This window comes from Stenotrophomonas sp. (assembly GCF_032061965.1).
GTDB lineage: Bacteria > Pseudomonadota > Gammaproteobacteria > Xanthomonadales > Xanthomonadaceae > Stenotrophomonas.
This window is the reverse complement of sequence record NZ_DAMBEF010000018.1, coordinates 56,372-79,174: the sequence shown is the minus strand read 5'-3', so window position 1 is coordinate 79,174 and position 22,803 is coordinate 56,372. Positions and strand designations below refer to the sequence as shown.

Here is a 22,803-nt window from a genome sequence, read left to right as displayed (position 1 = left end):
GCACGATGCCGGGATGACAACCGGCATTACACCTTCTCCCGTCCAGGCCAATCCGGCCTGCGTGATCAATTGCACCTGGTACGGCGCCGACGGCAGCCAGCGTGCGCTGGATCTGGACAGCATCAGCGACGTACTGGCCGATGACAACGCGGGCTTCGTCTGGGTTGGCCTGTACGAGCCCAGCGACGCGGTCCTGGACAAGGTGCAGGAAGAATTCGACCTGCACCCCCTGGCCATCGAAGACACGCGCAAGGCGCACCAGCGGCCCAAGATCGAGACCTACGGCAACTCGCTGTTCGTGGTGGTGCACACCGCGCAGGTGGTGGACGAGCGCATCCGCTACGGCGAAACCCATGCCTTCCTCGGCCCGCGCTTCCTGGTGACGGTGCGCCATGGCGCCTCGCTGTCGTATGCACCGGTGCGGGCACGGCTGGAGCGCGAACCCGAACTGCTGGCCATGGGGCCCTCGTTTTGCCTGTACTCGGTGCTCGACGCGGTGGTGGACAATTACTCGCCGATCACCGACAGCTTCCGCGACACCCTGGACCTGCTGGAAAAGGACATCTTTGCCGACAGCTACAAGCGGCGCACGGTGATCCGCCTGTATGAGCTCAAGCGCGAGCTCAACAAGATGCGGCTGGCAGTCGCCCCGCTGCAGGACGCGATGGCGCAGCTGCAACGCAGCCAAGGCCAGTTGATCAACGAGGAAGTCCGGCTGTACCTGCGCGATGTGCAGGACCACGCCGCGCGGGTCAACGACGCCATCGACACCCTGCGCGAAATGCTGGGCACAGCCTTGAGCGTGAACCTGTCGCTGGTAACCCTGGCGCAGGGCGAAACGGTCAAACAGCTGGGCGCCTGGGCGGCGCTGTTGGCGGCGCCGACCCTGGTCACCAGTTGGTATGGCATGAACTTCGCGCATATGCCGGAACTTGCCGGGCGCTACGCTTACCCGCTGCTGATGGTAGGCGTCGGTGCGATCTGCGTGGTGTTGTACAAGTTGTTCAAGCGTTCCGGCTGGCTGTGACCGGCCAACCCACCTCACGAGGCAAACCATGCACGACCCGCACTCCAACCCATCGCGCCGCCGTTTCCTGCGCAGCACGCTGATTGCCGGCGCCGCCTCGCTGCCATTGTCGCAGCTGGCCAACGCGCAAGCCGAAGACAAGGCCGCCGATGCAGCACTGCCCGCGTCCATGCGCACACTGACATCGGTGGCCGCGCAGGTGGTGCCGATCGGCAACGATGAGCGCATCGCACGCGTAGCCAAGGCACAGCGGCTGATGGCCGAACATGGCATCGATGCCGTGTTCATCGGTGCCGGCAGTTCGCTGACCTATTTCACCGGCATGCATTGGTGGGACAGCGAGCGCCTGACTGGCGTGATCCTGCCACGCAAGGGCGAACCGGTTTACGTCACGCCTGAATTCGAGCGGGTGCGCACGCTGGAGCAGATCAAGCTCGGCAACGATGTGCGCGGCTGGCAGGAAGACGAAGATCCCTACGCCCTGGTCGCCAAGGTGCTGCGTGACATGGGCCATGCCACCGGCACCCTCGGCATGGAGGAAGCTGTGCCCTACTTCCGCGCCAAGGGCATTGCCGACGCACTGCCACAGGCCAAGGTGGTACCAGCCTGGCCGGTGGTCTCCGGCTGCCGCCGGGTCAAGAGCGCGGCCGAACTGGCATTGATGAAGCTGGCCAACGAGACCACCCTGTCCGTGTACGAGGCGGTGTGGAAAGCACTGAAGCCGGGCATGACCGAACAGGACATCCGCGGCCTGCTGGCGATGGCCTATGCGCGTACCGGTTTGAAGGGCGACGCCAGCGTCAACGTCGGCAAGTACACCGCTTCTCCGCATGGCTCGGACCAGCCGCAGCACCTCGTTGAAGGCACGCCCATCATTTTCGACGGCGGCTGCCGCGCCGGTGGCTACACCAGCGACATCACCCGCACCGTGGTGCTGGGCCAACCCAACGACGAAATCCGCAAGGTCTTCGACATTGTGTTGCAGGCACAGACCGCCGCATTGAAGGCCGCACGTCCCGGCGTTGCCATGGGCGATGTGGATGCCGCCGCGCGCAAGGTGATCAGCGATGCCGGCTACGGACCCGACTACCGTTATTTCAGCCACCGGCTGGGCCATGGCATCGGCATCGACATGCACGAATGGGATTACCTGGTGCGCGGCAACCAGCATCTGCTGGAGCCCGGTATGACCTTCAGCGACGAACCCGGCATCTATATCCCGGACCGTTTCGGCGTGCGTCTGGAGGACATCCTCTATGTCACCGAAGACGGCGCAGCCCTCATGACACCGCAGAGTCGCTCGATCGACCAACCCTTCGGCTGACCACCCGCAGCAGCGGCGCAAGCCGCAACGCCAGTACTGGGTCGGTAGCGATACGTCTTGTTGGAGCCAAGCCTCCCCTTCGTCGCGCGAAAGGGAGGAAGCAAGGTCAAACGATGACATTCACCGGCAAGCTGTTCGCACAGCGAGGGACAGGGCCAGCTGCACTTGCGAGCTGATTGCAGCCCCGTCCCGGGGGGTGTGCGGCTTGCGCCGCCCGTGACGGTGTGGCGTCAGGCTATGTAGACGGTCTTGATGTTCATGAATTCATGGATACCGTGGTCGGCCAGTTCGCGTCCGAAGCCCGAGCGCTTGCTGCCGCCAAACGGCAGCCGGGCATCACTCTTCACCACGGAATTGACGAAGGCAGCACCGCACTCCAGTTGCAGGGCCACTTTCTCACCGCGAGCGGCATCCGCGGTCCACACGCTGCCACCCAGGCCGAAGCTGGTGTCATTGGCCACGCGCACGGCCTCGGCTTCATCCTTGACCCGGATGACCGCCGCGACAGGACCGAACAGCTCCTGCGCATAAGCCGGCATGCCCGGGCCCACATTGTCCAGGATGGTGGCCGCGTAGCCGGCGTGGCTGTCCGCGACCGGCTCGCCACCCAACAGCACCGTTGCGCCCTTGTTGACGCTTTCCAACACTTGCTTGTGCAGTTCATCACGCAGGTCGGCACGCGCCATGGGGGCAAGCGAGGTCGCATCGTCGTTCGGATCGCCATAGACGCGCGCCTTGGTTGCGGCCACGAACTGCTGCACGAACGCATCGGCAATCGATTCGACCAGGATGAAACGCTTGGCGGCGATACAGGTCTGGCCGGCGTTGTCGAAACGCGACTTCACCGCGGCGGCAACTGCCAGTTCAAGATCGGCATCATCCAGTACCACGAAGGCATCGCTGCCACCCAGCTCCATCACGCACTTCTTCAACTGGTCCCCCGCATTGGAGGCAATCGAGCGCCCTGCCCGTTCGCTGCCCGTCAGCGTGACCGCCTTGATCCTGCGGTCGCGCAGCACTTCGGCCGCCTGTTCGTTGTCGATATGCAGCACGTCGAATACACCTTCGGGAATGCCTGCAGCGGCAACCGCCTCACGCAACAGGTCCGCACAACCCGGCACGTTGCTGGCGTGCTTGAGCAAGGCGACATTGCCTGCCATCAGGCCAGGGGCGAGAAAGCGGATCACCTGCCAGATCGGGAAATTCCATGGCATCACCGCCATCACGCAACCGATGGGCTGGTAGGTGACGTAACTGTTCTGTGCCTCGGTGGGGATCGGCTGTGGCTTGAGATAGTCGGCCGCATGGTCGGCGTAGTACTCGCACGCTGCTGCGCTCTTTTCAATCTCGGCCAAGGCCTCGCGGCGCAGCTTGCCCATCTCGGCCGTCATCGTGGCCTGGATATCGTCCTTGCGCGCGCGGAAACCGGCCGCAAGCTTGCGCAGGTAGTCGCCGCGCTGCGCCAGTGACAACGCAGCCCATTGGGGGAACGCCGATTCGGCAGCGGCCAAGCGCTGTTCGATGGCAGCACTGCTCATCAGCTCGACCGTGCGCACAGCCTGGCCGTTGAAGGGATTGATGGTCTTGTACGACGCCATGGGGTCACCTGCATTCAACGAATGCAGGAATGGTAGCCCCGCGAGTGTTGCGGACAGGTAAATCCCGCCGAAGCCTGTAGTGCCGAGCCATGCTCGGCGAAGGGGACTCATCTGTAGTGCCGAGCCATGCTCGGCAAAGGGGGCTTTACCGGTGAAGCCCCTGCCGAGCATGGCTCGGCACTACGGGTGAGGTCTTGCAAGCGTGGCTCGGCGCTACCGGTCAGGTCAGCCGTTTTCCTGCAGCGCCAGCTGCATGTCGCGCTGGCGCCGCTTCTCGGCGCGTGCCGATATCCACCAGCCGATCACCGCGACGGTGGAGACCGCCAGCACCATCAGCGTGGCCAGGGCGTTGATCTTCGGGCTTACGCCCATGCGCACCGAAGCGAAGATCTTCATCGGCAACGTGGTCGAGCTGGGGCCTGCCACGAAGCTGGCAATCACCACGTCGTCCAGCGACAAGGTGAAGGCCAACAGCCAACCGGACAGCAAGGCCGGGGCAATGATCGGCAGCGTGATCAGGAAGAACACCTTCAGCCGGTTGGCACCCAGGTCCATGGCCGCCTCTTCCAGCGAGCGGTCCAGCTCCTGCAGGCGCGACGACACCACCACCGTCACGAACGAAATGGTGAAGGTCACGTGGGCGATCCAGATCGCCACCACGCCTTTGGACGGCAGGCCGAACAGCCCGCCCATCGACACCAGCATCAGCAGGATCGACAGGCCGATGATCACCTCCGGCATTACCAACGGCGCAGTCACCAACGCTCCAAAAATGGTCTTGCTGGGGAAACGCTTGAAACGCGTCATCGCCATCGCGGCCATGGTGCCAATGATCATGGCCGCAGTCGCGGTCCAGAACGCGATCTTGATGCTTATCCAGGCGGCCTCCAGCAGTTGGCGGTCGCGGAACAACTCGCCATACCACTGCGTGGAGAACCCCGCCCATACCGTCGCCAGGCGCGAGGAATTGAACGAATACACCATCAGCAACAGGATCGGCAGGTACAGGAACGCGAAGCCAAGCAGCAGCACGCTCCAGCCCAACCACGAACTACGCCGGGCCATGCTCATGCCAGCTTCCCTTCCAGCTCACGCTGCTGGGACCGGTTGAAGATGATGATGGGGATCAGCAGCAGGATCAGCATGACAATGGCCACCGCCGAAGCCAACGGCCAGTCGCGGTTGTTGAAGAACTCGCCCCACAGCACGCGGCCAATCATCAGCGTGTCCGGGCCACCCAGCATTTCCGGGATCACGAACTCACCCACCGCCGGGATCATCACCAGCATGCAACCGGCAATGATGCCGCTGCGCGACAACGGCAAGGTGATGCGCAGGAACGCCTGCCAAGGCTTGGCGCCCAGGTCGTAGGCAGCCTCCAGCAGGCGGTTGTCCAGTTTCACCAGGTTGGCGTAAAGCGGCAGCACCATGAATGGCAGGTAGCAGTAGACGATGCCGATGTAGGCCGCGACTGGGGTGTAGAGCAGGCGCAGCGGCTCGTCGATCAAGCCAATGCTCATCAGGGTGCGGTTGAGCAGGCCGTTGCTGTCGAGGATGCCGATCCAGGCGTAGACGCGGATCAGGAACGAGGTCCACGACGGCAGCACCACCAGCATCATCGCGATGTTGCGTGCCGACGGCGACATGCGCGAGATCACGTAGGCCATCGGGTAGCCGATCAGCAAGGTCAACAGTGTGGAGATCACTGCGATCTTGATCGAACTCAGGTAGGCCACCGCATATTGGCTGTCGGTGACCAGGGCGGTGTAATTGCCCAGGTTGAGGTTGACCGTGAACGCATTGTCCACGTACGAGACGATGGAGGTGTACGGCGGCATTGCCACCGCCATCTTCGCGAACGAGATCTTCAGCACGATCAGGAACGGGATGGCGAAGAACAACAGCAGCCACACGTAGGGCACGCCGATCACGCCGGTACGGATGTCCGGCAGCCAACGCCGCCAAGCACGCAGGTTCGGCCCGGTCGCGTTCATGAGGTCAGCACCACGCCGTCGTTGTCGTCCCAGGACACCCAGACTTCGTCATTCCAGGTAATGCCGTCACTGTCCCAGCGCTTCATGTTGGCAAAGTTGGACAGGATCTTGGCGCCACTGGGCAGGCGCACGTGGTAGACCGAATGGCTGCCGAAGTAGGCGATATCCTCGACCACGCCGAACGCCTTGTTGGTTTCGCCCTCGGGCTCATCCTTGGCGATGTGGACCTTTTCCGGACGCAGCGCGAACGCCACCGGCTGGCCTTCATAGCCGGTGATGCCGTGGCCGACATAGATCGGCGCCGGGAAATCGGCGGTGCGCACGGTGACGTACTCCGGCAGATCTTCGTCGATCACACCCTCAAACAAGTTGACCGAACCAATGAAGCTGGCGACGAAACGGTTGGCCGGCTGCTCATAGATGTCGTCGGGCTTGCCGATCTGCTGGATCCAGCCCTGGTCCATCACCGCGATACGGGTGGCCATGGTCATGGCTTCTTCCTGGTCGTGGGTGACCATCACGCAGGTCACTCCCAGCTGCTCGATGATGTTGACCAGCTCCAGCTGCATCTTCGAGCGCAGCTTCTTGTCCAGTGCGCCCATCGGCTCATCCAGCAACAGCAGCTTGGGGCTCTTGGCCAGCGAACGCGCCAGCGCCACGCGCTGTTGCTGGCCGCCGGACAGCTGGTGTGGCTTGCGCTTGCCCAGCTTCTCCAACTGCACCAGCTCCAGCATCTCGCCAACACGGCGAGTGATGGCGTCCTTGGCCATGCCATCCTGCTTGAGGCCGAAGGCGATGTTCTGTTCCACCGTCATATGCGGGAACAGCGCATAGGACTGGAACATCATGTTGATCGGCCGCTCATACGGCGGCAGCGCGGTGATCGGCTGGCCGTCGAGCAGGATGCTGCCCTTGGTCGGGGTTTCGAAGCCGGCCAGGCAGCGCAGCAGGGTCGACTTGCCACTGCCCGAACCACCCAGCAGGGCGAAGATCTCACCCTTGCGCACATCCAGGTTGACGTCATCGACGGCGACGAAGCCATCGAATTCCTTGCGCAGATCGCGAATGGACAGATAGCCGGGCTCGCTGGTCAAAGCGATGGGGTCCGGCTTGGCGTCAACGGGCATGTAGGGCTCCGGGAACAGGGGGTTGGAAAACCGGCGTAGTGTAGCCCCCGCGCCGCTTGGGGACACCGCCGATTTTGGCGCCTGGGGCGGGATGTGGCCTTCACATTGGGCTGGGCTGGCATTTCGGGATGGTTGTGCCTGATCCAGGAGCTCCCCTCTCCCCAACCCCTCTCCCGCAAGGGGAGAGGGGCCAGGCGCTGCAGATTGAAGCAACCTCACGAACTGCAGCGCTTCAAAGCCCCTCTCCCCTTGCGGGAGAGGGGTTGGGGAGAGGGGCAGCTCTTCGCAACAAAAAGAACCCGCCGTCTCCGGCGGGTTTTCAGCGCTCTGACCCGTCAACTCAATGCCAACCGATCAAGGCAAAGAACTTCAGGATCAGGTAAGCACAACCACCTGCCGCCGGAATCGTCAGGATCCAGGCCCAGATGATGCGTTCGATCACGCCCAGACGCAGCGACTTGGGGTTCTTGGCAAAGCCAACGCCCATGATCGCAGTCGAGATGCTGTGCGTGGTGGAGACCGGCATGCCGAAGTGGGCAGCCAGGGTCAGGATGGTGGCCGAACTGGTCTCCGCGGCAAAGCCGTGGATGGGGTGCAGCTTGACCATCTTGTGGCCCAGGGTCTTGATGATCTTCCAGCCGCCCGAAGCGGTACCGGCTGCCATCACCACGGCACAGGTCAGCACGATCCACATGGCGATGCCGTCACCGGCATGGGCGTTCGGGTGCATGAAGGCCAGCCAGGAAGGCAGGTCGTTCAATGCGCCAGAGGCCTCCGCGCCGATCAGGGTCATGGCAATGATGCCCATGGTCTTCTGCGCGTCGTTGTGGCCGTGGGCGAACCCCATGTAGGCCGCCGAGACGATCTGCGCCTTGCCGAAGAAGGCGTTGACCCAACGCGGCCGGGCCAAGCGCCCCAGCACGCCGCCAACGCGGGCCATGCCGGCGATGATCGCCCACAACAGGCACATCACCACGATACCGAGCAGGAAGCCGGCAATCGGCGAGGTGATCATGGGCACGAACACCTTCCACAACAGGCCCTTGTTCTGCGCCCAGTTGCCGACGTTCTGCGACCAGATCAGCGCATCCCAGTTGTTATGCGCCGCAGCCAGGCCGGCACCACACAGGCCGCCGATCAGGGCGTGCGAGGACGAGGACGGCAGGCCTTTCCACCAGGTGATCAGGTTCCAGACGATGCCGCCGAGCAGCGCGCACAGGATCACCTGCGGCGTTACGTCGACCACATTGGTGTTGAGCAGGCCGTTGGCGATGGTCAGCGCGACCGCGGTACCGGTCAATGCGCCAATCAGGTTCATGCCCGCGGCCAGCATCACTGCCCAGCCGGGTGACAGCACCTTGGTTGCCACCACGGTGGCGATTGAGTTGGCGGTGTCGTGGAAGCCGTTGATGAACTCGAAAACGAGTGCGGCCAGGATCACCACCAGGACGAGGGTGAGCATCGAGCGTCCCCGTCAGCTGTTCTTGAGCACGATCTGGTAGACCACCACGCCGGCTTCGCGGCAACGGTCGATGGCCTTTTCCAGGATCTCGAAGAATTCCTTGAGCAGGAACATCTGCAGGTTGTCCAGGCGACCGGAATAGATGTCGCGGTACAGCTCCAGCATCAGGCGGTCGGCCTCGTTTTCCAGCGCGCGCAGCTTTTCATTGAGCGCGGTCATGCGGTCCAGGTTCATGTGGCGCAGGTCGTTGACCATTTCCACCACCACACCTGCGGCCTGCTCCAGCATTGCTGCGCGCGGGGCAAAATCGATCTGGTCCAGATGCTGCACGGCCAACGAATAGCGGTCGGCAAACTTCTCGATCTGCTTGGGAATCTTGTACAGCGCCGAACCCAGCGCTTCGATGTCCTCGCGCTCGATCGGGGTCATGAAACTGTCAACCAGCGCCTGGCTGATCTTGTCCGAGGCCGCGCGTTCGCGCAGGCGGGCGAGCTTGAACGCATCCAGCGCCGGCTGACGATCGGCCTCGCGCATCATCCCGTGCAGTGCCTTGGCACTGTCATAGGCGGCCTGCGCGGCCTCGTCGAGGTAGGTATAGAACTGCTTGCCGGAGCCAAAGATGGTCTGCAACGAAAACATGGGGAGCCTATTCGCCGTCGCGGGAGGGACGGCACCAAGGGGAATTATGACGGCTATATGGCATTCAGGGTATTCCCGGCGCGTTCTCTGAACGAGAAGTGTGAACGTCTCGTTGCCGTCCCCGTACCCGAGTTTGCTAAGATTGCCCGGCGCCTGCATGGCGCACCCTATGGACGACGACCCTTATCCCCCGCCGCAGCGCCGGACCCCGCCCCTGAGCGACCGCCGCCTCCGCAAGCACCCGCCCTCCCCGCCACCAACCCGGGGAGAGACCCGTGTTTGAATTTTTCATCGTATTGGCCCTGATCCTGGTCAACGGCTTCTTTGCCATGTCCGAAATGTCGGTCATGACCTCGCGCAAGAGCCGCCTGAAGCAGCTTGCCGGCACCAGCAAACGCGCTGCACGCGCCCTGGCCCTGTCCGAGAAGCCCGAAAACTTCCTGTCCACGGTGCAGATCGGCATCACCCTGATCGGCATCCTGACCGGCGTTTACGGCGGCGACGCCATTGGCGGCGCCATTGCACAGAAGCTGCAGTCCCTGTTCCCGGCGCTGTCGGCCAATTTCTCCCTGTTCGGCGCTACCCAGCCGTATTCGGAGTTCCTGGGCAAGACCCTGGCGGTGGCGCTGATCACCTACCTGACGCTGATCTTCGGCGAACTGGTCCCCAAGCGCGTCGCCCTGACCCGCTCGGAGGACATCGCCGGCATCGTCGCCGTGCCCATGAGCTGGCTGGCCCGTATTGCCGCCCCCGGCGTGTGGCTGCTGTCGCGCTCCACCCAACTGGTACTGCGCCTGCTCGGCCTGGGCAAGACCGAGTCGGCCTCGGTCAGTGAAGAGGAAATCCGCATGCTGGTGGCCGAAAGCCACGAGCAGGGCGTGATCGACAGCCACGAGCGCGACATGATGAACCGCGTCATGCGCCTGGGCGATCGCACCGCCGACAGCCTGATGACCCCGCGCAACCGCATCGCCTGGCTGGACACCACCAACGACCCGGAAAAGAACCTGCAGGCCATGCGCGACCATGCGTTCTCGCGCTACCCGGTCTACCGCGGCAACGACCAGGACATCGCCGGCATCCTCGAAGTGAAGAGCCTGGTCACCCGCATCAGCAGCGGCAGCCACAACCTGTTCGAGAACCTGCGCGAAACCCTGTACGTGTCCGAATCCACCCATGCCATGAAGCTGCTGGAGATCTTCCGCGAAGAACACCAGTCGATGGCACTGGTGGTGGACGAGTACGGCGAGATCCAGGGCCTGGTGACCATTTCCGACCTGATGGGGGCCGTGGTCGGCCGCCTGCAGGCCACCGAGAACACCGACGACGACGCCCTGGTGGTGACCCGCGCCGATGGCTCGCTGCTTGTCGACGGCTCGCTGCCGGTGGACGACCTGCAGGAGCTGATGAATGGCGCCGAGCTGCCGGACGCCGAGGAAGGCGACTACTACACGCTGGCCGGCATGTGCATGCACTACTTCGGCCGCATCCCGCACGCGGGTGAATACTTCGACTGGGCAGGCTGGCGCATCGAGATCGTCGACCTGGACGGCGCACGCATCGACAAGCTGCTGCTGCGCCAGCTGCCGGAAGAAGACGCAGATGACACCACCGGTTGAGGCTGACAACCCGGCGGCGCCCGGCCATGGCTACCGCAACGAGGGCATCCGCACCCTGCTGGCGATGTTCGAGCACGGCGATCCGGACGAACACCTGACCCTCGGGCAGATCCTCAAAGGGCTGGAGCAGAGCGCGTTCGGGGTTTTCCTGTTCATCGCCATCCTGCCCTCCTTCATCCCGATCCCCGGCATTGGCGGTGCCGTCAGCGGTCCGCTGGTGTTCCTGATCGGCGTGCAACTGCTGTGCGGCATGACCCGCCCGTGGCTGCCCGGCTTCATCGCCCGGCGCGGCCCCAAGCGCAGCACCATGCACAAGTTCCTGGGCAAGATCAGCCGCCCCTTGCAGCGTTTGGACCGGATGTTGAAACCGCGCTTGCCCGCGCTGATCGACCCCTTGCCGGCGCGCATGCTGACCGGGCTGTTGTTGCTGATGGTTGCCGTGCTGCTGTCGCTGCCGATCCCCTTCACCAACTATCTGTTCGGCTTCCAGCTGCTGCTGTTCTCGTTGGCCCTGATCGAACGCGATGGTGCGCTGATGCTGTTCAACTGGATCGCGGCGATTGCCGCCGGCCTGTTCTTCGGGGTGGGCTCGGGCCAGCTGATCAGCGAGAGCATTGCCATGTTCGAGCGCATGACCGGCTGACGGCTGGCGACCCAAGGCAGTGCCGAGCTGTGCTCGGCAAGGGGTCTTACCCGCAGAACCCCCTCCCCTTCGCCATGCGAAGGGGAAGGAAAAATGGCTTACACCGCTTCCACGCGCTGCCAGGCCTGCATCGCCAGCTCGAACGAACGCAGGCGTGCTGCCGGGTCGTGGATATTGGCGGCCAGCATCATCTCGTCGGGCCGGTGCCGTTCGGCAAAGGCCTTCAATCCCTCGCCCACCTGCGCCATATCGCCGAGCACCGTGCAGGCCAGGGCACGCTCGACGCCCGCCTTTTCATGCGGCTCCCAAAACGCTTCGATGTCATCCACCGGTGCCGGAATACGCCCGGGGCGGCCACGGCGAAGGTTGACGAAGGCCTGTTGCTGGCTGGTAAACAAATACCGCGACTGCGCTTCCGAATCACTGGCCACCACGTTCAAGGCCAGGATGGCGTAGGGCTGCTGCAATCGTGCCGAAGCGCGGAAGTCGCGCCGGTACAAGGCCAAGGCCTCATCCATTGCGTCAGGAGCGAAATGCGAGGCAAACGCGAACGGCAGACCCATCGCCGCCGACAGCCTTGCACTGAACAGACTGGAGCCCAGCAGCCACACCGGCACGTCGATACCACCGCCTGGCACGGCCTGTACCGCCTGGCCCGGCTGCACCGGCTCGAAGTAATGCAGCAGCTCGCTCACGTCCTGTGGGAACTGGTCGGCACTGTCGAAGTAGCGACGCAGCGCGCGTGCGGTCGCATGGTCGGTGCCCGGCGCACGCCCCAGGCCCAGGTCGATACGCCCGGGGTAAAGCGAAGCCAGAGTGCCGAACTGCTCGGCCACCTGCAGCGGCGAATGGTTGGGCAGCATCACCCCGCCCGAGCCCACGCGTATCCGCGAGGTGCCACCGGCGACATGGCCGATCAGCACCGAGGTCGCCGCACTGGCAATGCCCGGCATGTTGTGGTGCTCGGCCAGCCAGTAGCGGTGATAGCCCCAGCGGTCGGCGTGCTGGGCCAACTGCAGCATGTTGGCGAAGGCCTGCTGTGGCGTGGAGCCCTCACATACCGGGGCCAGGTCAAGAATGGAAAGGAGGATCATTGGGCGGTTTCCAGAGGCGATGCAGACGACATGGGGCTGCCTTGGGCATTCTCCATGCAATCAGCCGGAACAGTGCCGGGACACTGTTTCCCAGTCGGGCCGCCGCCGCTGACCGCGCTCAGGCCTGCGCTTCGTCCTGGCTATCCACCAGCGGCTGCAATTGCGCATCCAGGGCAACGCGCTCGTCGAACACGAAGCAGCGGCCGTCGTAGCCTTCGCCGCCAACTTCCTCGAAGTAACCCAGGATGCCGCCTTCCAGCTGCAACACGTTGTGCATGCCGTCGTTCTGCATCCACAGCGCGGCCTTCTCACAACGGATACCACCGGTGCAGAAGCTGACCACGGTGGCATCGGCCAATGCGTCGCGATGCGGCTCCAATGCGGCCGGCAGATCGGTGAACTTGGCGATGGGCAGGGTCAAGGCACCGGCGAAGGTGCCGTGGGCGAACTCCTGCCAGTTGCGCGTATCCAGCATGACCACGCGCTTGCCATCGTCGTCGTGACCCTGGCGCAGCCAGCGCTGCACGGTGGCCGGCGCTACGCTGGGCGCACGCGGGTAATCCAAGGGCTGCCCGTCATCACGGCGGAAGCTGATGATCTCGGACTTCAGCTTGGCCTTGAGCCGGGCAAACGGCTGCATCTGGCTATAGCTGTACTTGATGCGCATGTCGGCAAAGCGTGCATCGGCCTTGAGCTGGCTGTAGAAGCTGTCGATGCCGTCGCGGCTGCCGGCCAGGAACAGGTTGATGCCCTCTTCGGCCACCAGGATGGTGCCGCGCAACTCCAGCACCTGGGCGCGCTCAAGCAAGGTGGCAGTCAACGCTTCGGCATCGGCGAGCGGAACGAAAAGGTAGGCGGCGGTATTGACGATCATGCGCCTAGTTTAAACGACGCTCCATGGACCGTAGCGTAAGCCGTGAAACACCGCGAAACCTAGACCCCTCCCAGCCCTCCCCTCCGTCTTCGGCGCAAGGGAGGGCGAACGACAAAAGGCAGGTGTAGTGCCGAGCCATGCTCGGCAGGGGCCTGACCAGTGCCCTCACCCCCGCAACAGGAAGAACGGCAACAACACCAGGGCCGCCGCCGCCAGCATGCCCAGCAGCACCGCCACCACGAACAGCGGCCGCTGCCGCAGCATCGAGCTGAAGGTCTCCGCACTGCCATCGCGCAGCGCCGCCGCCCGCTCCTCGCGCACCCGCTGGCCACGCTCTGCCTGGTACGTCGCCATCAACGCCTTTGCCCGCGGCTGGTCGTCGTTGTCGCGCAGCCAGATGCCGCCACTGGAAATACCCCAGGGGCTGGGTTCGGTGCGGTACCAGGCAATGCCATTGCGGTCGAGCAGTTCGCCGACATCGTGGCTTTCGTCGTCACCGACATTACGTAGATTGAGCAGCAGTTTGGCCATGGCGCAATGATACCCGGCGGCGATGCGCTACCCTGCACGCCCCTTTCAACGGAGCGCACCATGCGTCGTCTGTTCATCCCGCTGCTGCTGTCCCTGCTGGCCGCCGGCTGCACCCCGCCAGGCCCGCCGCCGGGCGGCACCATTGCCAAGTTCGAGCAGATCGACACCCAGCCCGGCACCGGGGCCGAGGCCGTCCCCGGCACCAAGGTGAGCGTGCACTACACCGGTTGGATCTATGACGAACGCACCGCCGACAAGCACGGCGAAAAGTTCGACAGCTCAGTCGATCGTGGCGAGCCGTTCAGCTTCAACCTCGGCGACAAGCAGGTCATCCGCGGCTGGGACGAAGGCGTTGCCGGCATGAAGGTCGGCGGCAAGCGCACCTTGATGATCCCTGCCGAATACGGCTACGGCAATCGCGGCGTCGGCCCGATCCCGGCCGGCTCCTCGCTGGTATTCGATGTTGAACTGCTCGATGTCAAAGCTCGCTGATAAAACCGTCGCCGTCATCGGTGGCGGCCCCGCCGGCCTGTTCGCGGCCGAGCGCCTGCGCGCAGCCGGGCTGGCGGTCAATCTGTACGAAGCCAAGGGTTCGCCCGGGCGCAAGTTCCTGATCGCCGGCAAGGGTGGGCTCAACCTGACCCACTCGGAGCCGCGCCCGCTGTTCGACAGCCGTTACCGCGAACGCCAGGCCGAAGTCGCGAGCTGGCTGGACGGTTTCGATGCGCAAGCGCTGCGCCATTGGGCGCAGGGTCTGGGCGTGGAGACCTATGTGGGCAGCTCCGGGCGGGTGTTCCCGGTTGATCGCAAGGCCGCACCGCTGCTGCGCGGCTGGGTGCGCCGCCTGAAGGAACAGGGGGTGCGCCTGCACGTGCAGCACCGCTGGCTGGGCTGGAACCCCGACGGCAGCCTGCGCATGGCCACCGCCGATGGCGAAATCGCCGTGCGCGCCGATGCCACGGTATTGGCAATGGGTGGCGGCAGTTGGCCGGAACTGGGCTCGGACGGCAGCTGGATATCGGTATTGCAGGCGCGCAGCATCGATACCGCGCCACTGCAATCAGCCAACTGCGGGTTTGATATTGCCTGGACAGCGCATTTCAGCAGCCGCCACGCCGGTGCGCCGCTCAAGCCGGTGGTCGCACATTGGCGGGACCTGCACGGCCAGCCACAGTCCCTGCAGGGCGAATGCGTGGTCAGCGCCTACGGCATCGAGGGCAGCCTGATCTATGCCCTGGCCGCCGACCTGCGCGAGACCCTCAATCGCGACGGCGCTGTCACCCTCAGCCTGGACCTGGTGCCCGGCCGTGACGAAGCGCGCCTGCTGGCCGACCTGTCCCGCTCACGCAAGGGCCGCAGCTTCGGCGAACACCTGCGCCGTGCCGCAGGCCTGGACGCGGTGAAGGCGGGCCTGCTGTTTGAAGTACTGGGCAAGGATGCCGGCAATGACCTGGCCGCCGTCGCCCGCACCTTGAAACAGCTCCCGCTGCCCTTGCTGCGGCCCCGGCCCATGGCCGAAACCATCAGCACCGCCGGTGGCGTACGGCTGCAGGCGCTGGATGCGGGATTGATGCTGAAAGCACAGCCCGGCGTGTTCTGCGCGGGCGAGATGCTGGACTGGGAAGCGCCCACCGGCGGCTACCTGCTCACGGCCTGCTATGCCAGCGGCCTGCGCGCCGCCGAGGGCGTGGTGCGTTGGCTGCAGGGCAGCGAAAACTGATTGGGCGCGCGCAGCCTCATCATCACCCGCAGGGCCGCACCATCGGCGGCCCTGCCAGGTTTGCCGGTTCAATCGCCGCGTTGACTGCGGCCCCGCCTGTGCATCTGCATGCAGGCCAATGCGATACCGCTGGGATGCGGGTAACGTGCCTCGCCATCAGCGCTGAAACCGGCGCGCAGATAGAACGACACTGCATTCAACGATACCGACAAGCGCAGGTCCCGCTGTGGATCCGACAAGGCTTCCAGCCGCTCCAGCACTATCCTGCCTATCCCCTGCCCCGACCTGTCAGGGTCGACAAACAGCGCATCCACCTCGTTACCGGCCAGATCGATCACGCCATAGCCCAATAGCGCTCCCGCTGCATCCTCGGCCACCACGCAGCCCCCCGCCTCCACCAACGGCTGGAACTGCACCGGCACTGGTGACGCCGCCCAACGCGCGATCACGTCGGGCGGATAATGCGTAGAGCAGGTTTCGCGCACGCAACGCGTGCGCAGTGTCCACAGCGCCGGAATGTCCGCAACGGTGCCGGCGCGACACCGCATGGCTCAGCACATCTTGCTGGTGCGCAGCGCTGCTACGCGCGCCGGTGGCGTGAACGAATCACTGCGTGCCTCGGCCCAGTATTCACGGAACACGGTGTGCTCGGGGACCTTCTTCAACAGTTCACCCGGGGCCAGGTAGCGGTACAGACTGGCCAGCGAACGGATCTCCACCGGCGATACGCGGCGCAGGATGTGTTCCGGGCCCAGCTCCGACGGATCATGCAAACCTGCTGCGCCCAGCAGGTCGCGCAGCGCGCGCATGGTGTTCTCGTGGTAATTGAACACGCGCTGGGCCTTGTCCACCGGCTCAAGATGACGCCAGCGGCTCGGGTCCTGCGTGGCGATGCCGGTCGGGCATTTGTCGTTGTGGCAGCTCAGCGACTGGATGCAGCCCAGCGCGAACATGTAGCCACGCCCGGCATTGCACCAGTCCGCACCCAAGGCGATGGTGCGGGCAATATCGAACGCGGTGGTGACCTTGCCGGCCGCACCCAGCCGGATGCGATCGCGCAGACCCAGGCCCACCAAGGTGTTGTGCACCAGGATCAACGCCTCGTTCATCGGCACGCCAACATGGTCGATGAACTCCGCCGGCGCCGCGCCGGTACCGCCTTCGGCGCCATCGACCACGATGTAATCCGGCAGCAGCCCGGTTTCCTGCATGGCCTTGGCAATACCGAACCACTCCCAGGGATGACCGATGGCCAGTTTGAAGCCGACCGGCTTGCCACCCGACAACTCGCGCAATCGTGCGACGAACTGCAGCAGCTCAATCGGCGTGGAGAACGCCGAATGCTTGGACGGCGACACGCAGTCCACCCCCATCGGCACGCCCCGCGTGGCCGCGATTTCAGCGCTGACCTTGGCCGCCGGCAGCACGCCGCCATGGCCCGGCTTGGCGCCCTGCGACAGCTTGATCTCGATCATCTTGACCTGATCGGTATTGGCGTTCTCGACGAAGCGCTCTTCGCTGAAACGGCCGTTCTCATCGCGGCAACCGAAATAGCCCGAACCGATCTCCCACACCAGGTCACCACCGTTTTCCCGGTGATAGGGCGAAATCGACCCTTCGCCGGTGTCATGGCAGAAACCGCCCAGCTTCGCACCCTTGTTCAAGGCGCGGATGGCATTGGCCGACAACGAGCCGAAACTCATCGCCGAAATATTGAAGACGCTGGCCGAATAGGGTTTCGCACATTCGGCGCCGATCACCACGCGGAAATCATGGTGGGCGATGGTGGTGGGGGCCAGCGAATGATTGATCCATTCGTAGTCCACCGCGTACGCGCTGCGCAGCGTGCCGAACGGAACAACATCCATCTCGTTGCGGGAACGCTGGTAGATCAGCTGGCGCTGCTGGCGCGAGAACGGCACGTCCTCCAGGTCGCTCTGCACGAAGTACTGGCGGATTTCCGGGCCGATCGACTCGAAGCCATAACGGAAGTGCGCAAGCACCGGATAGTTGCGGCGCAACACGCTGCGACGCTGCAGAACATCCCAGGTGCCCAGCAAGGCCATCAAGCCAAACAGCCCGACGCCCCAGTACCAGGCCGGCCAATGGGTAGCCAATGCCAGCGAAACTGGCAGCAGGATAAGCGCCAGCACATAAACCAGATAACGATGCATTACCGCCCTCGACCTACACGGATGAGGGATTCTACAACCGGTCGTCGACCACGTGCCTTGGCCAGGCCGACTTCACGTCATAGACCACCATGTCCGGCACACCGAGCGCGCGTATCTGCGCTTCACCCAGTTCCCGGAACTGCTGGTGCGCCACGGCCAGCACCACCGCATCGTAGGCCCCTTCAAGAGGAACCTTCACAAGCTCTACACCACCCATGTCATGTGCGCCGCGTGGATCAGCCCAAGGGTCGTACGCGTCCACCCGGGCACCGGCAGCGGCCAGCATCTGTACCAGATCCAACCCGCGGCTGTTCCGCAGGTCCGGGCAATCCTCTTTGAAGGTCACGCCAAGCACCAGAACGCGCGCGCCCTGCAACGCTTTGCCCTTGCTTTCCAACAAACCGCGCACGCGTGTGACCACGTGTGCGACCACGCGATTATTCACCTGCCGAGCGGTATGGATCAGATCCGGGTGATAGCCAACGCTCTCGGACTTGTGCAGCAGGTAGTAAGGATCCACACCGATGCAGTGCCCCCCCACCATGCCGGGACGGAACGGCAGGAAGTTCCACTTGGTGCCTGCCGCTTCCAGTACGTCCAGGGTGTCGATCCCCAACCTGTCAAAAATCAGTGCAAGCTCATTGACGAGTGCGATGTTGACATCTCGCTGGATATTCTCGACTACCTTCGCCGCCTCAGCCACGCGCAGCGAAGATGCTGGCCAGGTACCGGCGGTGATGATTCGCTGATACAGCGCGTCCACCACCTGCGCGGCCTCCGGCGTGGAGCCGGAGGTGATTTTGCGGATGTCAGGCAAGCGCCTTTGGCGATCCCCCGGATTGATGCGTTCCGGGCTATAGCCACAATAGAAATCAACATTGAAACGCAAGCCCGAGCCCTGCTCCAGCAGCGGCACGCAGACTTCCTCAGTGGTCCCGGGATAAACCGTCGATTCGTAGATGACCAGGTCACCGGGCTTGAGCACCCGTGCAATCAGCGCGCTGGCGCCGCGTAACGGCGCAAGGTCCGGTTGCTCGAAGGCATCGATCGGCGTTGGCACCGTGACGATGAATACATTGCGTTCAGCCAAGGCGGACGCATCCGCGCTGTAGCGCGCATGCAGCGCCGCGGCCAACTCAACGTCGTCCAATTCCAGAGTGTGATCGTGGCCGGCCTGCAACTCGGCAACCCGCGCCGCATCGATGTCGTACCCCAGCACATCCAGGGTTTTGCCGAATTCGACGGCCAACGGCAGACCCACGTAGCCCAGCCCGATGATGGCGATCTGCGGCTGCGCCGCGGCGGTTATCTGGGCACTCATGCCGTCCCTTGGAAGTCTGCGAACTGGTGCCCGGGGCGGGGGTCGAACCCGCATAGCCTTGCGGCTGAGGGATTTTAAGTCCCTTGCGTATACCAGTTTCGCCACCCGGGCATCCGCATAGCGTGCCTGATCACGCCGCAATTGTGAATTACGGTGTCCATCAGATCGGCAACCCCAGGCGCGGCGACGTGTTCAACCGATGGCGCGCGAGTAACGGGCAGGCTGCTGGGCTGCCTTCAGGTAGCGGTCGAAGCACATCGCGATCAGGCGCAGCAACGGCCTGCCTTGCCGGGTGGCGGCGACCACACCGTCACGATAGCTGGCCAGTCCATCCTGCTGCAGGCCCTGCAGTGATTGCAGCTCCTCGGCGAAATAGGTATCAAAATCCACCGCATGACGCTGTGCGAGCGCACGGCCATCCACCCGGCCATGGCACATCAGCTGCTGGATGAGTTCGGCGCGCAGCAGGTCGTCCGCATCCAGCTCCAGACCACGCCACACCGGCAGTTCCTCTGCTGCAATGCGCGCCTCCCATTCCTTCAGGTCGCGCGGATTCTGGCTGTAGCTGTTGTCGATGCGGCTGATGGCACTGACCCCCAGCCCCAGCAGATCGCTGTCGGCATGGGTGGTGTAACCCATGAAATTGCGATGCAGGCTCCCGGCACGCTGCGCCTGCGACAGGTCTTCATCGGGCAGCGCGAAATGGTCCATGCCGATGTACTGGTAACCGGCGGCGGACAGGCGCTCCACCGCCAGCCCCAGCAGGGCCAGCTTCTGTTCCGGGTCGGGAAGATCGGCATCATGGATCTGCCGCTGTGCCTTGAACATATGCGGCAGGTGCGCATATCCGTAGATCGCCAATCGATCCGGGCGCACCGCCATCACCGTGTCCAGCGTGCGGCCGAAGCCGGCCAATGTCTGCCGCGGCAGCCCGTAGATCAGATCGACGTTGACCGAGCGCATGCCGTTGTCGCGACAGGCCTGGATGATGGCCATGGTCTCGTCCACGCCCTGCACGCGATTGATCGCCTGCTGCACCTCCGGGTCGAAATCCTGCACACCTAGGCTGGCGCGGTTGAAACCAAGCTCGGCCAACAGCCCGATATCGGCGACACTCACCGACCGCGGATCCAACTCGATCGAGAAGTCGCGTTCGGCCCGTTCACTGAAGCGGAACCGGCTTGCCAGGCCCTCGATCAGCCGCCGCAGCTGTTGTGGTTCCAGAAAATTGGGGGTGCCACCGCCCAGGTGCAGCTGGATCACCTCGCGACCCGCGTCGAACAAGGGGGCCACCCGTCCCGCCTCGACCAGCACCTGGTCCACGTAGCGCTCCCCCTTGCTGCGGTCGCGGCTGATCACCCGGTTGCACCCGCAATAGAAGCAGGGACTGGTGCAGTACGGCACGTGTACATACAGCGACAAGGGCCGGCCAGCCGCGTTGCTGCGGTCCACCGCGCTACGGAAGTCAGCCGGGCCATAGCCGTCGTGGAAGTGCGGCGCAGTGGGATAGGACGTGTAACGCGGCCCCGGCCGGTCGTGCCGGCGCAGCAGGTCAGCGTCGAAGGTCCAACCCAGGGGGTTCAGCAAAACGGGAGTCGTGTCCATGGGCGGTAGCTTGCCGCGGCCGCGCCCCACGCGCCTTGAGCCAGATCAATCCCAAACGAATCTGCTGGCGCTGCTCAGCCAAACAGGGGGAAGCGGCGATTGCTGTACCGGCCCCAGATCGCCGCAGCCACGCGCTGCGCTGCCTCGTCGGCCAGCAACTTCATCTCGGGGTTGTCCATTTCGCTGGTGGTAGCAGCAAACAGCGCCAACCACCGTTCGAACAAGCGCCACTCCAAACCCGGCAAAGCCAGGTGCTTGGGCATCGGCGCGCCGGCAAAGCGGCGGGTGCCACGCAACATGGCCGACCAGAAATCGACCAGGTGCAGGATGTGCTGTTCCCAATCGTGCACCCGCGCCTCGAAGATCGGTCCCAGCAACGCATCGGCCCGCACCTTGGCATAGAAGCTGCGGACCAGGCGCTCGACGTCGGCCTCGCTGCATATCGTCGGCCCGGGCCTGGGGCCGTCAACACTGATCATCACCACCATCCTCCACGCCAATGGGTGCCCTTGATCAGGATCAAGGACGAATCCGGGCACTGCCCCTAGCCTCGCACGCTGGGTAGCCATCGACTGGCCGCCCCGTGTGGTTTGCAACGCATTTTAGCCCCCTGCCCAGCTCCACCCCGGAACCCGTGATGAACCCAACCGACACCCCAGCCACAGGCCGCCCGCGCCCGCTGATCCAGCGCGTCGGCGCCGTGCTCTGGCCCAGCTTTTTCGCCGCTGGGGTCGCGGCCGCCGTGTTCTTCAGCATCGTCGATCCGCTGGCATTGGCCCGTATCAGCTTTCCCTCCTACTCGATCAGCCGTGAGCTGGGCTATAGCGTCGGCTTCCTGCTGCTTTGGCTGGCCACCGGTTCGGCCAGTGCATTCACCAGCCTGCTGTTGCACCCGCGCGCAGAAGACAGCGACGAAGCATTCGAATGAACCAGGCTACCGCTACCCGCCTGCGGCGCACGGTGGTGCGCCAACTGGTTGCACTCCTGTTGCTTGCGGCGTTCTACGGGCTGCCTTGGCTACGCGTCGGTGACGCACCGGCCCTGCTGGTCGACCTCGACACACGCCAGCTGCATCTGTTTGGCCTGCACCTGTATTCCAGCCAGGCTGCCCCGCTGTTGTGGCTGGCGTTGGCCGCCGCATCCGGGCTCGCCTTTGTAACGGTGTTGCGAGGCCGGCTGTGGTGCGCCTATGCCTGCCCGCAGACGGTGCTGACACGATTGTTCCGGGCCCTGGATCGGCTGACCCGCTTTCCCAAACCGATCCGGCCGTTGGGTTCGTTGCTGCGACAACTGCTATGGGCCGTGATCGCGGTTTGGACGGGCATCACCTTTGTCGGATATTTCTCGCCCATCGGCGAGCTCGCCAGCGGCTTCCTGTCCCTTTCGCTGGGGCCTTGGGAGTACTTCTGGATAGCCTTCTATGCCTTGGCCACGTGGGCAAACGTGATCTACCTGCATGAACAGGTCTGCAGCTATCTCTGCCCTTACAGCCGCCTGCAGCAACTGCTCAGCGATGCAGGTACGCCCTCGGTCCAGTACGAGGCTTCGCGCGGCGAACCGCGTGGCGCGCGCGCACTGGCTGATCAGAGCGTGCTGCAGCGTTCACGCGGCCTGCTCGATCCGGTGACTGCCAGCGACTACGTGTTCCGCTCGGCCCACCCGGACATCGCCGGGGCCCTGCCCCTGTTTGCCCCCGCCCACCTGGGCGACTGCGTTGACTGCCACGCCTGCGTGGGTGCCTGCCCAATCGGCCTGGACATCCGCAATGGCCGTTCCAGCAGCTGCATCGAGTGCGGCGCCTGCATGGACGCCTGCGACACGGTAATGGCGCAGCGCGGCTATCCCGCCGGCCTGGTCCACCGCAGCTGCGTGGCGACAACACCGGAGGCCCCACGCCGCCTGCGCGGCAAGCCATGGTTGTTCGCCGCCGTCTGCGTGGGTGCGCTGGCAATGGCACTTCATGGGCTGCTGCAGCTGGGCTGAGGCCCGCCAGGCAGCGTGACGCAGCAGAAACAGGAAGGCCTCCCTGCAATACAGGGAGGCCTGCACTT

22 protein-coding genes and 1 tRNA gene are annotated in these 22,803 nt (G+C 64.3%); 8 read left to right on the top strand and 15 right to left on the bottom strand.

Annotated elements, in window-relative coordinates; translation table 11 throughout:
- The first annotated feature begins 13 nt into the window (after nucleotides 1-13).
- Nucleotides 14-1,027, top strand: a complete 1,014-nt coding sequence (locus RT460_RS11455; RefSeq protein ID WP_313319083.1) for a magnesium and cobalt transport protein CorA — start codon at nucleotides 14-16, stop codon at nucleotides 1,025-1,027.
- Between the two features lie 28 nt (nucleotides 1,028-1,055).
- The gene (locus RT460_RS11450; RefSeq protein WP_313319082.1) at nucleotides 1,056-2,351 is read left to right on the top strand and encodes a Xaa-Pro peptidase family protein; all 1,296 of its coding nucleotides are present in this window, start codon (nucleotides 1,056-1,058) and stop codon (nucleotides 2,349-2,351) included.
- A 230-nt stretch (nucleotides 2,352-2,581) separates the two neighbouring features.
- Here RT460_RS11450 and RT460_RS11445 read toward each other — a convergent pair whose 3' ends face one another.
- From RT460_RS11445 to RT460_RS11420, 6 genes are all read right to left on the bottom strand, one after another.
- Entirely contained in the window at nucleotides 2,582-3,949 is a 1,368-nt protein-coding gene (locus tag RT460_RS11445) for an NAD-dependent succinate-semialdehyde dehydrogenase (RefSeq protein ID WP_313319081.1), read from the bottom strand.
- Between the two features lie 225 nt (nucleotides 3,950-4,174).
- Entirely contained in the window at nucleotides 4,175-5,020 is an 846-nt protein-coding gene (locus RT460_RS11440; protein ID WP_313319080.1) for an ABC transporter permease subunit, read from the bottom strand.
- Nucleotides 5,017-5,943, bottom strand: coding sequence for an ABC transporter permease subunit (locus tag RT460_RS11435; RefSeq protein ID WP_313319079.1), 927 nt, complete (start codon nucleotides 5,941-5,943; stop codon nucleotides 5,017-5,019). The genes RT460_RS11440 and RT460_RS11435 overlap by 4 nt, the downstream gene beginning before the upstream one ends.
- Entirely contained in the window at nucleotides 5,940-7,070 is a 1,131-nt protein-coding gene (potA, locus tag RT460_RS11430) for a polyamine ABC transporter ATP-binding protein (RefSeq protein ID WP_313319078.1), read from the bottom strand. The genes RT460_RS11435 and potA overlap by 4 nt, the downstream gene beginning before the upstream one ends.
- 340 nt (nucleotides 7,071-7,410) lie before the next feature.
- Nucleotides 7,411-8,532 (bottom strand): inorganic phosphate transporter, encoded by a 1,122-nt coding sequence (locus tag RT460_RS11425; RefSeq protein WP_313319077.1) that lies wholly within the window; start codon nucleotides 8,530-8,532, stop codon nucleotides 7,411-7,413.
- A 12-nt stretch (nucleotides 8,533-8,544) separates the two neighbouring features.
- On the bottom strand, nucleotides 8,545-9,171 hold the full coding sequence (locus RT460_RS11420) for a DUF47 family protein (protein WP_132862713.1): 627 nt from the start codon (nucleotides 9,169-9,171) through the stop codon (nucleotides 8,545-8,547).
- A 275-nt stretch (nucleotides 9,172-9,446) separates the two neighbouring features.
- On the opposite strand from RT460_RS11420, the gene RT460_RS11415 reads away from it, so the two are divergent.
- A complete protein-coding gene (locus tag RT460_RS11415; protein WP_313319076.1) occupies nucleotides 9,447-10,790 on the top strand; it encodes a hemolysin family protein in 1,344 nt (447 codons plus the stop codon).
- Complete coding sequence (locus tag RT460_RS11410) at nucleotides 10,774-11,433, top strand: exopolysaccharide biosynthesis protein (protein ID WP_313319075.1); 660 nt, start codon at nucleotides 10,774-10,776, stop codon at nucleotides 11,431-11,433. Before RT460_RS11415 ends, RT460_RS11410 begins: the two co-directional genes overlap by 17 nt.
- 98 nt (nucleotides 11,434-11,531) lie before the next feature.
- Here the strand turns inward: RT460_RS11410 and RT460_RS11405 are convergent, their stop codons facing one another.
- From RT460_RS11405 to RT460_RS11395, 3 genes are all read right to left on the bottom strand, one after another.
- Nucleotides 11,532-12,527, bottom strand: a complete 996-nt coding sequence (locus RT460_RS11405; RefSeq protein WP_313319074.1) for an LLM class flavin-dependent oxidoreductase — start codon at nucleotides 12,525-12,527, stop codon at nucleotides 11,532-11,534.
- A 118-nt stretch (nucleotides 12,528-12,645) separates the two neighbouring features.
- On the bottom strand, nucleotides 12,646-13,401 hold the full coding sequence (locus tag RT460_RS11400; protein WP_313319073.1) for a sulfurtransferase: 756 nt from the start codon (nucleotides 13,399-13,401) through the stop codon (nucleotides 12,646-12,648).
- A 165-nt stretch (nucleotides 13,402-13,566) separates the two neighbouring features.
- On the bottom strand, nucleotides 13,567-13,932 hold the full coding sequence (locus RT460_RS11395) for a DUF6164 family protein (protein WP_313319072.1): 366 nt from the start codon (nucleotides 13,930-13,932) through the stop codon (nucleotides 13,567-13,569).
- A 60-nt stretch (nucleotides 13,933-13,992) separates the two neighbouring features.
- On the opposite strand from RT460_RS11395, the gene RT460_RS11390 reads away from it, so the two are divergent.
- Complete coding sequence (locus RT460_RS11390; protein ID WP_313319071.1) at nucleotides 13,993-14,424, top strand: FKBP-type peptidyl-prolyl cis-trans isomerase; 432 nt, start codon at nucleotides 13,993-13,995, stop codon at nucleotides 14,422-14,424.
- Entirely contained in the window at nucleotides 14,408-15,652 is a 1,245-nt protein-coding gene (locus RT460_RS11385; protein WP_313319070.1) for a TIGR03862 family flavoprotein, read from the top strand. The genes RT460_RS11390 and RT460_RS11385 overlap by 17 nt, the downstream gene beginning before the upstream one ends.
- Before the next feature lie 68 nt (nucleotides 15,653-15,720).
- Here RT460_RS11385 and RT460_RS11380 read toward each other — a convergent pair whose 3' ends face one another.
- From RT460_RS11380 to RT460_RS11355, 6 genes are all read right to left on the bottom strand, one after another.
- On the bottom strand, nucleotides 15,721-16,200 hold the full coding sequence (locus tag RT460_RS11380) for a GNAT family N-acetyltransferase (RefSeq protein ID WP_313319069.1): 480 nt from the start codon (nucleotides 16,198-16,200) through the stop codon (nucleotides 15,721-15,723).
- Between the two features lie 3 nt (nucleotides 16,201-16,203).
- Nucleotides 16,204-17,826, bottom strand: coding sequence for an FMN-binding glutamate synthase family protein (locus RT460_RS11375; protein ID WP_313319068.1), 1,623 nt, complete (start codon nucleotides 17,824-17,826; stop codon nucleotides 16,204-16,206).
- A gap of 31 nt (nucleotides 17,827-17,857) precedes the next feature.
- Nucleotides 17,858-19,147 carry a nucleotide sugar dehydrogenase gene (locus RT460_RS11370; RefSeq protein ID WP_313319067.1) on the bottom strand — a complete coding sequence of 430 codons (1,290 nt, stop codon included), beginning with the start codon at nucleotides 19,145-19,147 and terminating at the stop codon, nucleotides 17,858-17,860.
- Nucleotides 19,148-19,171: 24 nt separating this feature from the next.
- Nucleotides 19,172-19,258 (bottom strand) — tRNA-Leu (locus RT460_RS11365).
- Between the two features lie 81 nt (nucleotides 19,259-19,339).
- Nucleotides 19,340-20,752 carry an oxygen-independent coproporphyrinogen III oxidase gene (gene hemN / locus RT460_RS11360; protein WP_313319066.1) on the bottom strand — a complete coding sequence of 471 codons (1,413 nt, stop codon included), beginning with the start codon at nucleotides 20,750-20,752 and terminating at the stop codon, nucleotides 19,340-19,342.
- Between the two features lie 74 nt (nucleotides 20,753-20,826).
- On the bottom strand, nucleotides 20,827-21,231 hold the full coding sequence (locus RT460_RS11355; protein ID WP_313319065.1) for a group III truncated hemoglobin: 405 nt from the start codon (nucleotides 21,229-21,231) through the stop codon (nucleotides 20,827-20,829).
- A gap of 158 nt (nucleotides 21,232-21,389) precedes the next feature.
- Between RT460_RS11355 and RT460_RS11350 the strand changes: the two genes are divergently transcribed.
- Entirely contained in the window at nucleotides 21,390-21,680 is a 291-nt protein-coding gene (locus RT460_RS11350) for a hypothetical protein (RefSeq protein ID WP_313319064.1), read from the top strand.
- Nucleotides 21,677-22,735 (top strand): 4Fe-4S dicluster domain-containing protein, encoded by a 1,059-nt coding sequence (locus RT460_RS11345; RefSeq protein ID WP_313319063.1) that lies wholly within the window; start codon nucleotides 21,677-21,679, stop codon nucleotides 22,733-22,735. The genes RT460_RS11350 and RT460_RS11345 overlap by 4 nt, the downstream gene beginning before the upstream one ends.
- Nucleotides 22,736-22,803 lie beyond the last annotated feature (68 nt).

Coding starts and splice junctions, on each gene's coding strand:
- RT460_RS11410 (WP_313319075.1), top strand. CDS start 10,774: ATGACACCACCGGTTGAGGCTGACAACCCGGCGGCGCCCGGCCATGGC.
- RT460_RS11350 (WP_313319064.1), top strand. CDS start 21,390: ATGAACCCAACCGACACCCCAGCCACAGGCCGCCCGCGCCCGCTGATC.
- RT460_RS11400 (WP_313319073.1), bottom strand. CDS start 13,401: ATGATCGTCAATACCGCCGCCTACCTTTTCGTTCCGCTCGCCGATGCC.
- RT460_RS11380 (WP_313319069.1), bottom strand. CDS start 16,200: ATGCGGTGTCGCGCCGGCACCGTTGCGGACATTCCGGCGCTGTGGACA.
- RT460_RS11440 (WP_313319080.1), bottom strand. CDS start 5,020: ATGAGCATGGCCCGGCGTAGTTCGTGGTTGGGCTGGAGCGTGCTGCTG.
- RT460_RS11375 (WP_313319068.1), bottom strand. CDS start 17,826: ATGCATCGTTATCTGGTTTATGTGCTGGCGCTTATCCTGCTGCCAGTT.
- RT460_RS11435 (WP_313319079.1), bottom strand. CDS start 5,943: ATGAACGCGACCGGGCCGAACCTGCGTGCTTGGCGGCGTTGGCTGCCG.
- RT460_RS11450 (WP_313319082.1), top strand. CDS start 1,056: ATGCACGACCCGCACTCCAACCCATCGCGCCGCCGTTTCCTGCGCAGC.
- RT460_RS11345 (WP_313319063.1), top strand. CDS start 21,677: ATGAACCAGGCTACCGCTACCCGCCTGCGGCGCACGGTGGTGCGCCAA.
- RT460_RS11370 (WP_313319067.1), bottom strand. CDS start 19,147: ATGAGTGCCCAGATAACCGCCGCGGCGCAGCCGCAGATCGCCATCATC.
- potA (WP_313319078.1), bottom strand. CDS start 7,070: ATGCCCGTTGACGCCAAGCCGGACCCCATCGCTTTGACCAGCGAGCCC.
- RT460_RS11405 (WP_313319074.1), bottom strand. CDS start 12,527: ATGATCCTCCTTTCCATTCTTGACCTGGCCCCGGTATGTGAGGGCTCC.
- hemN (WP_313319066.1), bottom strand. CDS start 20,752: ATGGACACGACTCCCGTTTTGCTGAACCCCCTGGGTTGGACCTTCGAC.
- RT460_RS11355 (WP_313319065.1), bottom strand. CDS start 21,231: ATGATCAGTGTTGACGGCCCCAGGCCCGGGCCGACGATATGCAGCGAG.
- RT460_RS11395 (WP_313319072.1), bottom strand. CDS start 13,932: ATGGCCAAACTGCTGCTCAATCTACGTAATGTCGGTGACGACGAAAGC.
- RT460_RS11420 (WP_132862713.1), bottom strand. CDS start 9,171: ATGTTTTCGTTGCAGACCATCTTTGGCTCCGGCAAGCAGTTCTATACC.
- RT460_RS11455 (WP_313319083.1), top strand. CDS start 14: ATGACAACCGGCATTACACCTTCTCCCGTCCAGGCCAATCCGGCCTGC.
- RT460_RS11390 (WP_313319071.1), top strand. CDS start 13,993: ATGCGTCGTCTGTTCATCCCGCTGCTGCTGTCCCTGCTGGCCGCCGGC.
- RT460_RS11385 (WP_313319070.1), top strand. CDS start 14,408: ATGTCAAAGCTCGCTGATAAAACCGTCGCCGTCATCGGTGGCGGCCCC.
- RT460_RS11445 (WP_313319081.1), bottom strand. CDS start 3,949: ATGGCGTCGTACAAGACCATCAATCCCTTCAACGGCCAGGCTGTGCGC.
- RT460_RS11425 (WP_313319077.1), bottom strand. CDS start 8,532: ATGCTCACCCTCGTCCTGGTGGTGATCCTGGCCGCACTCGTTTTCGAG.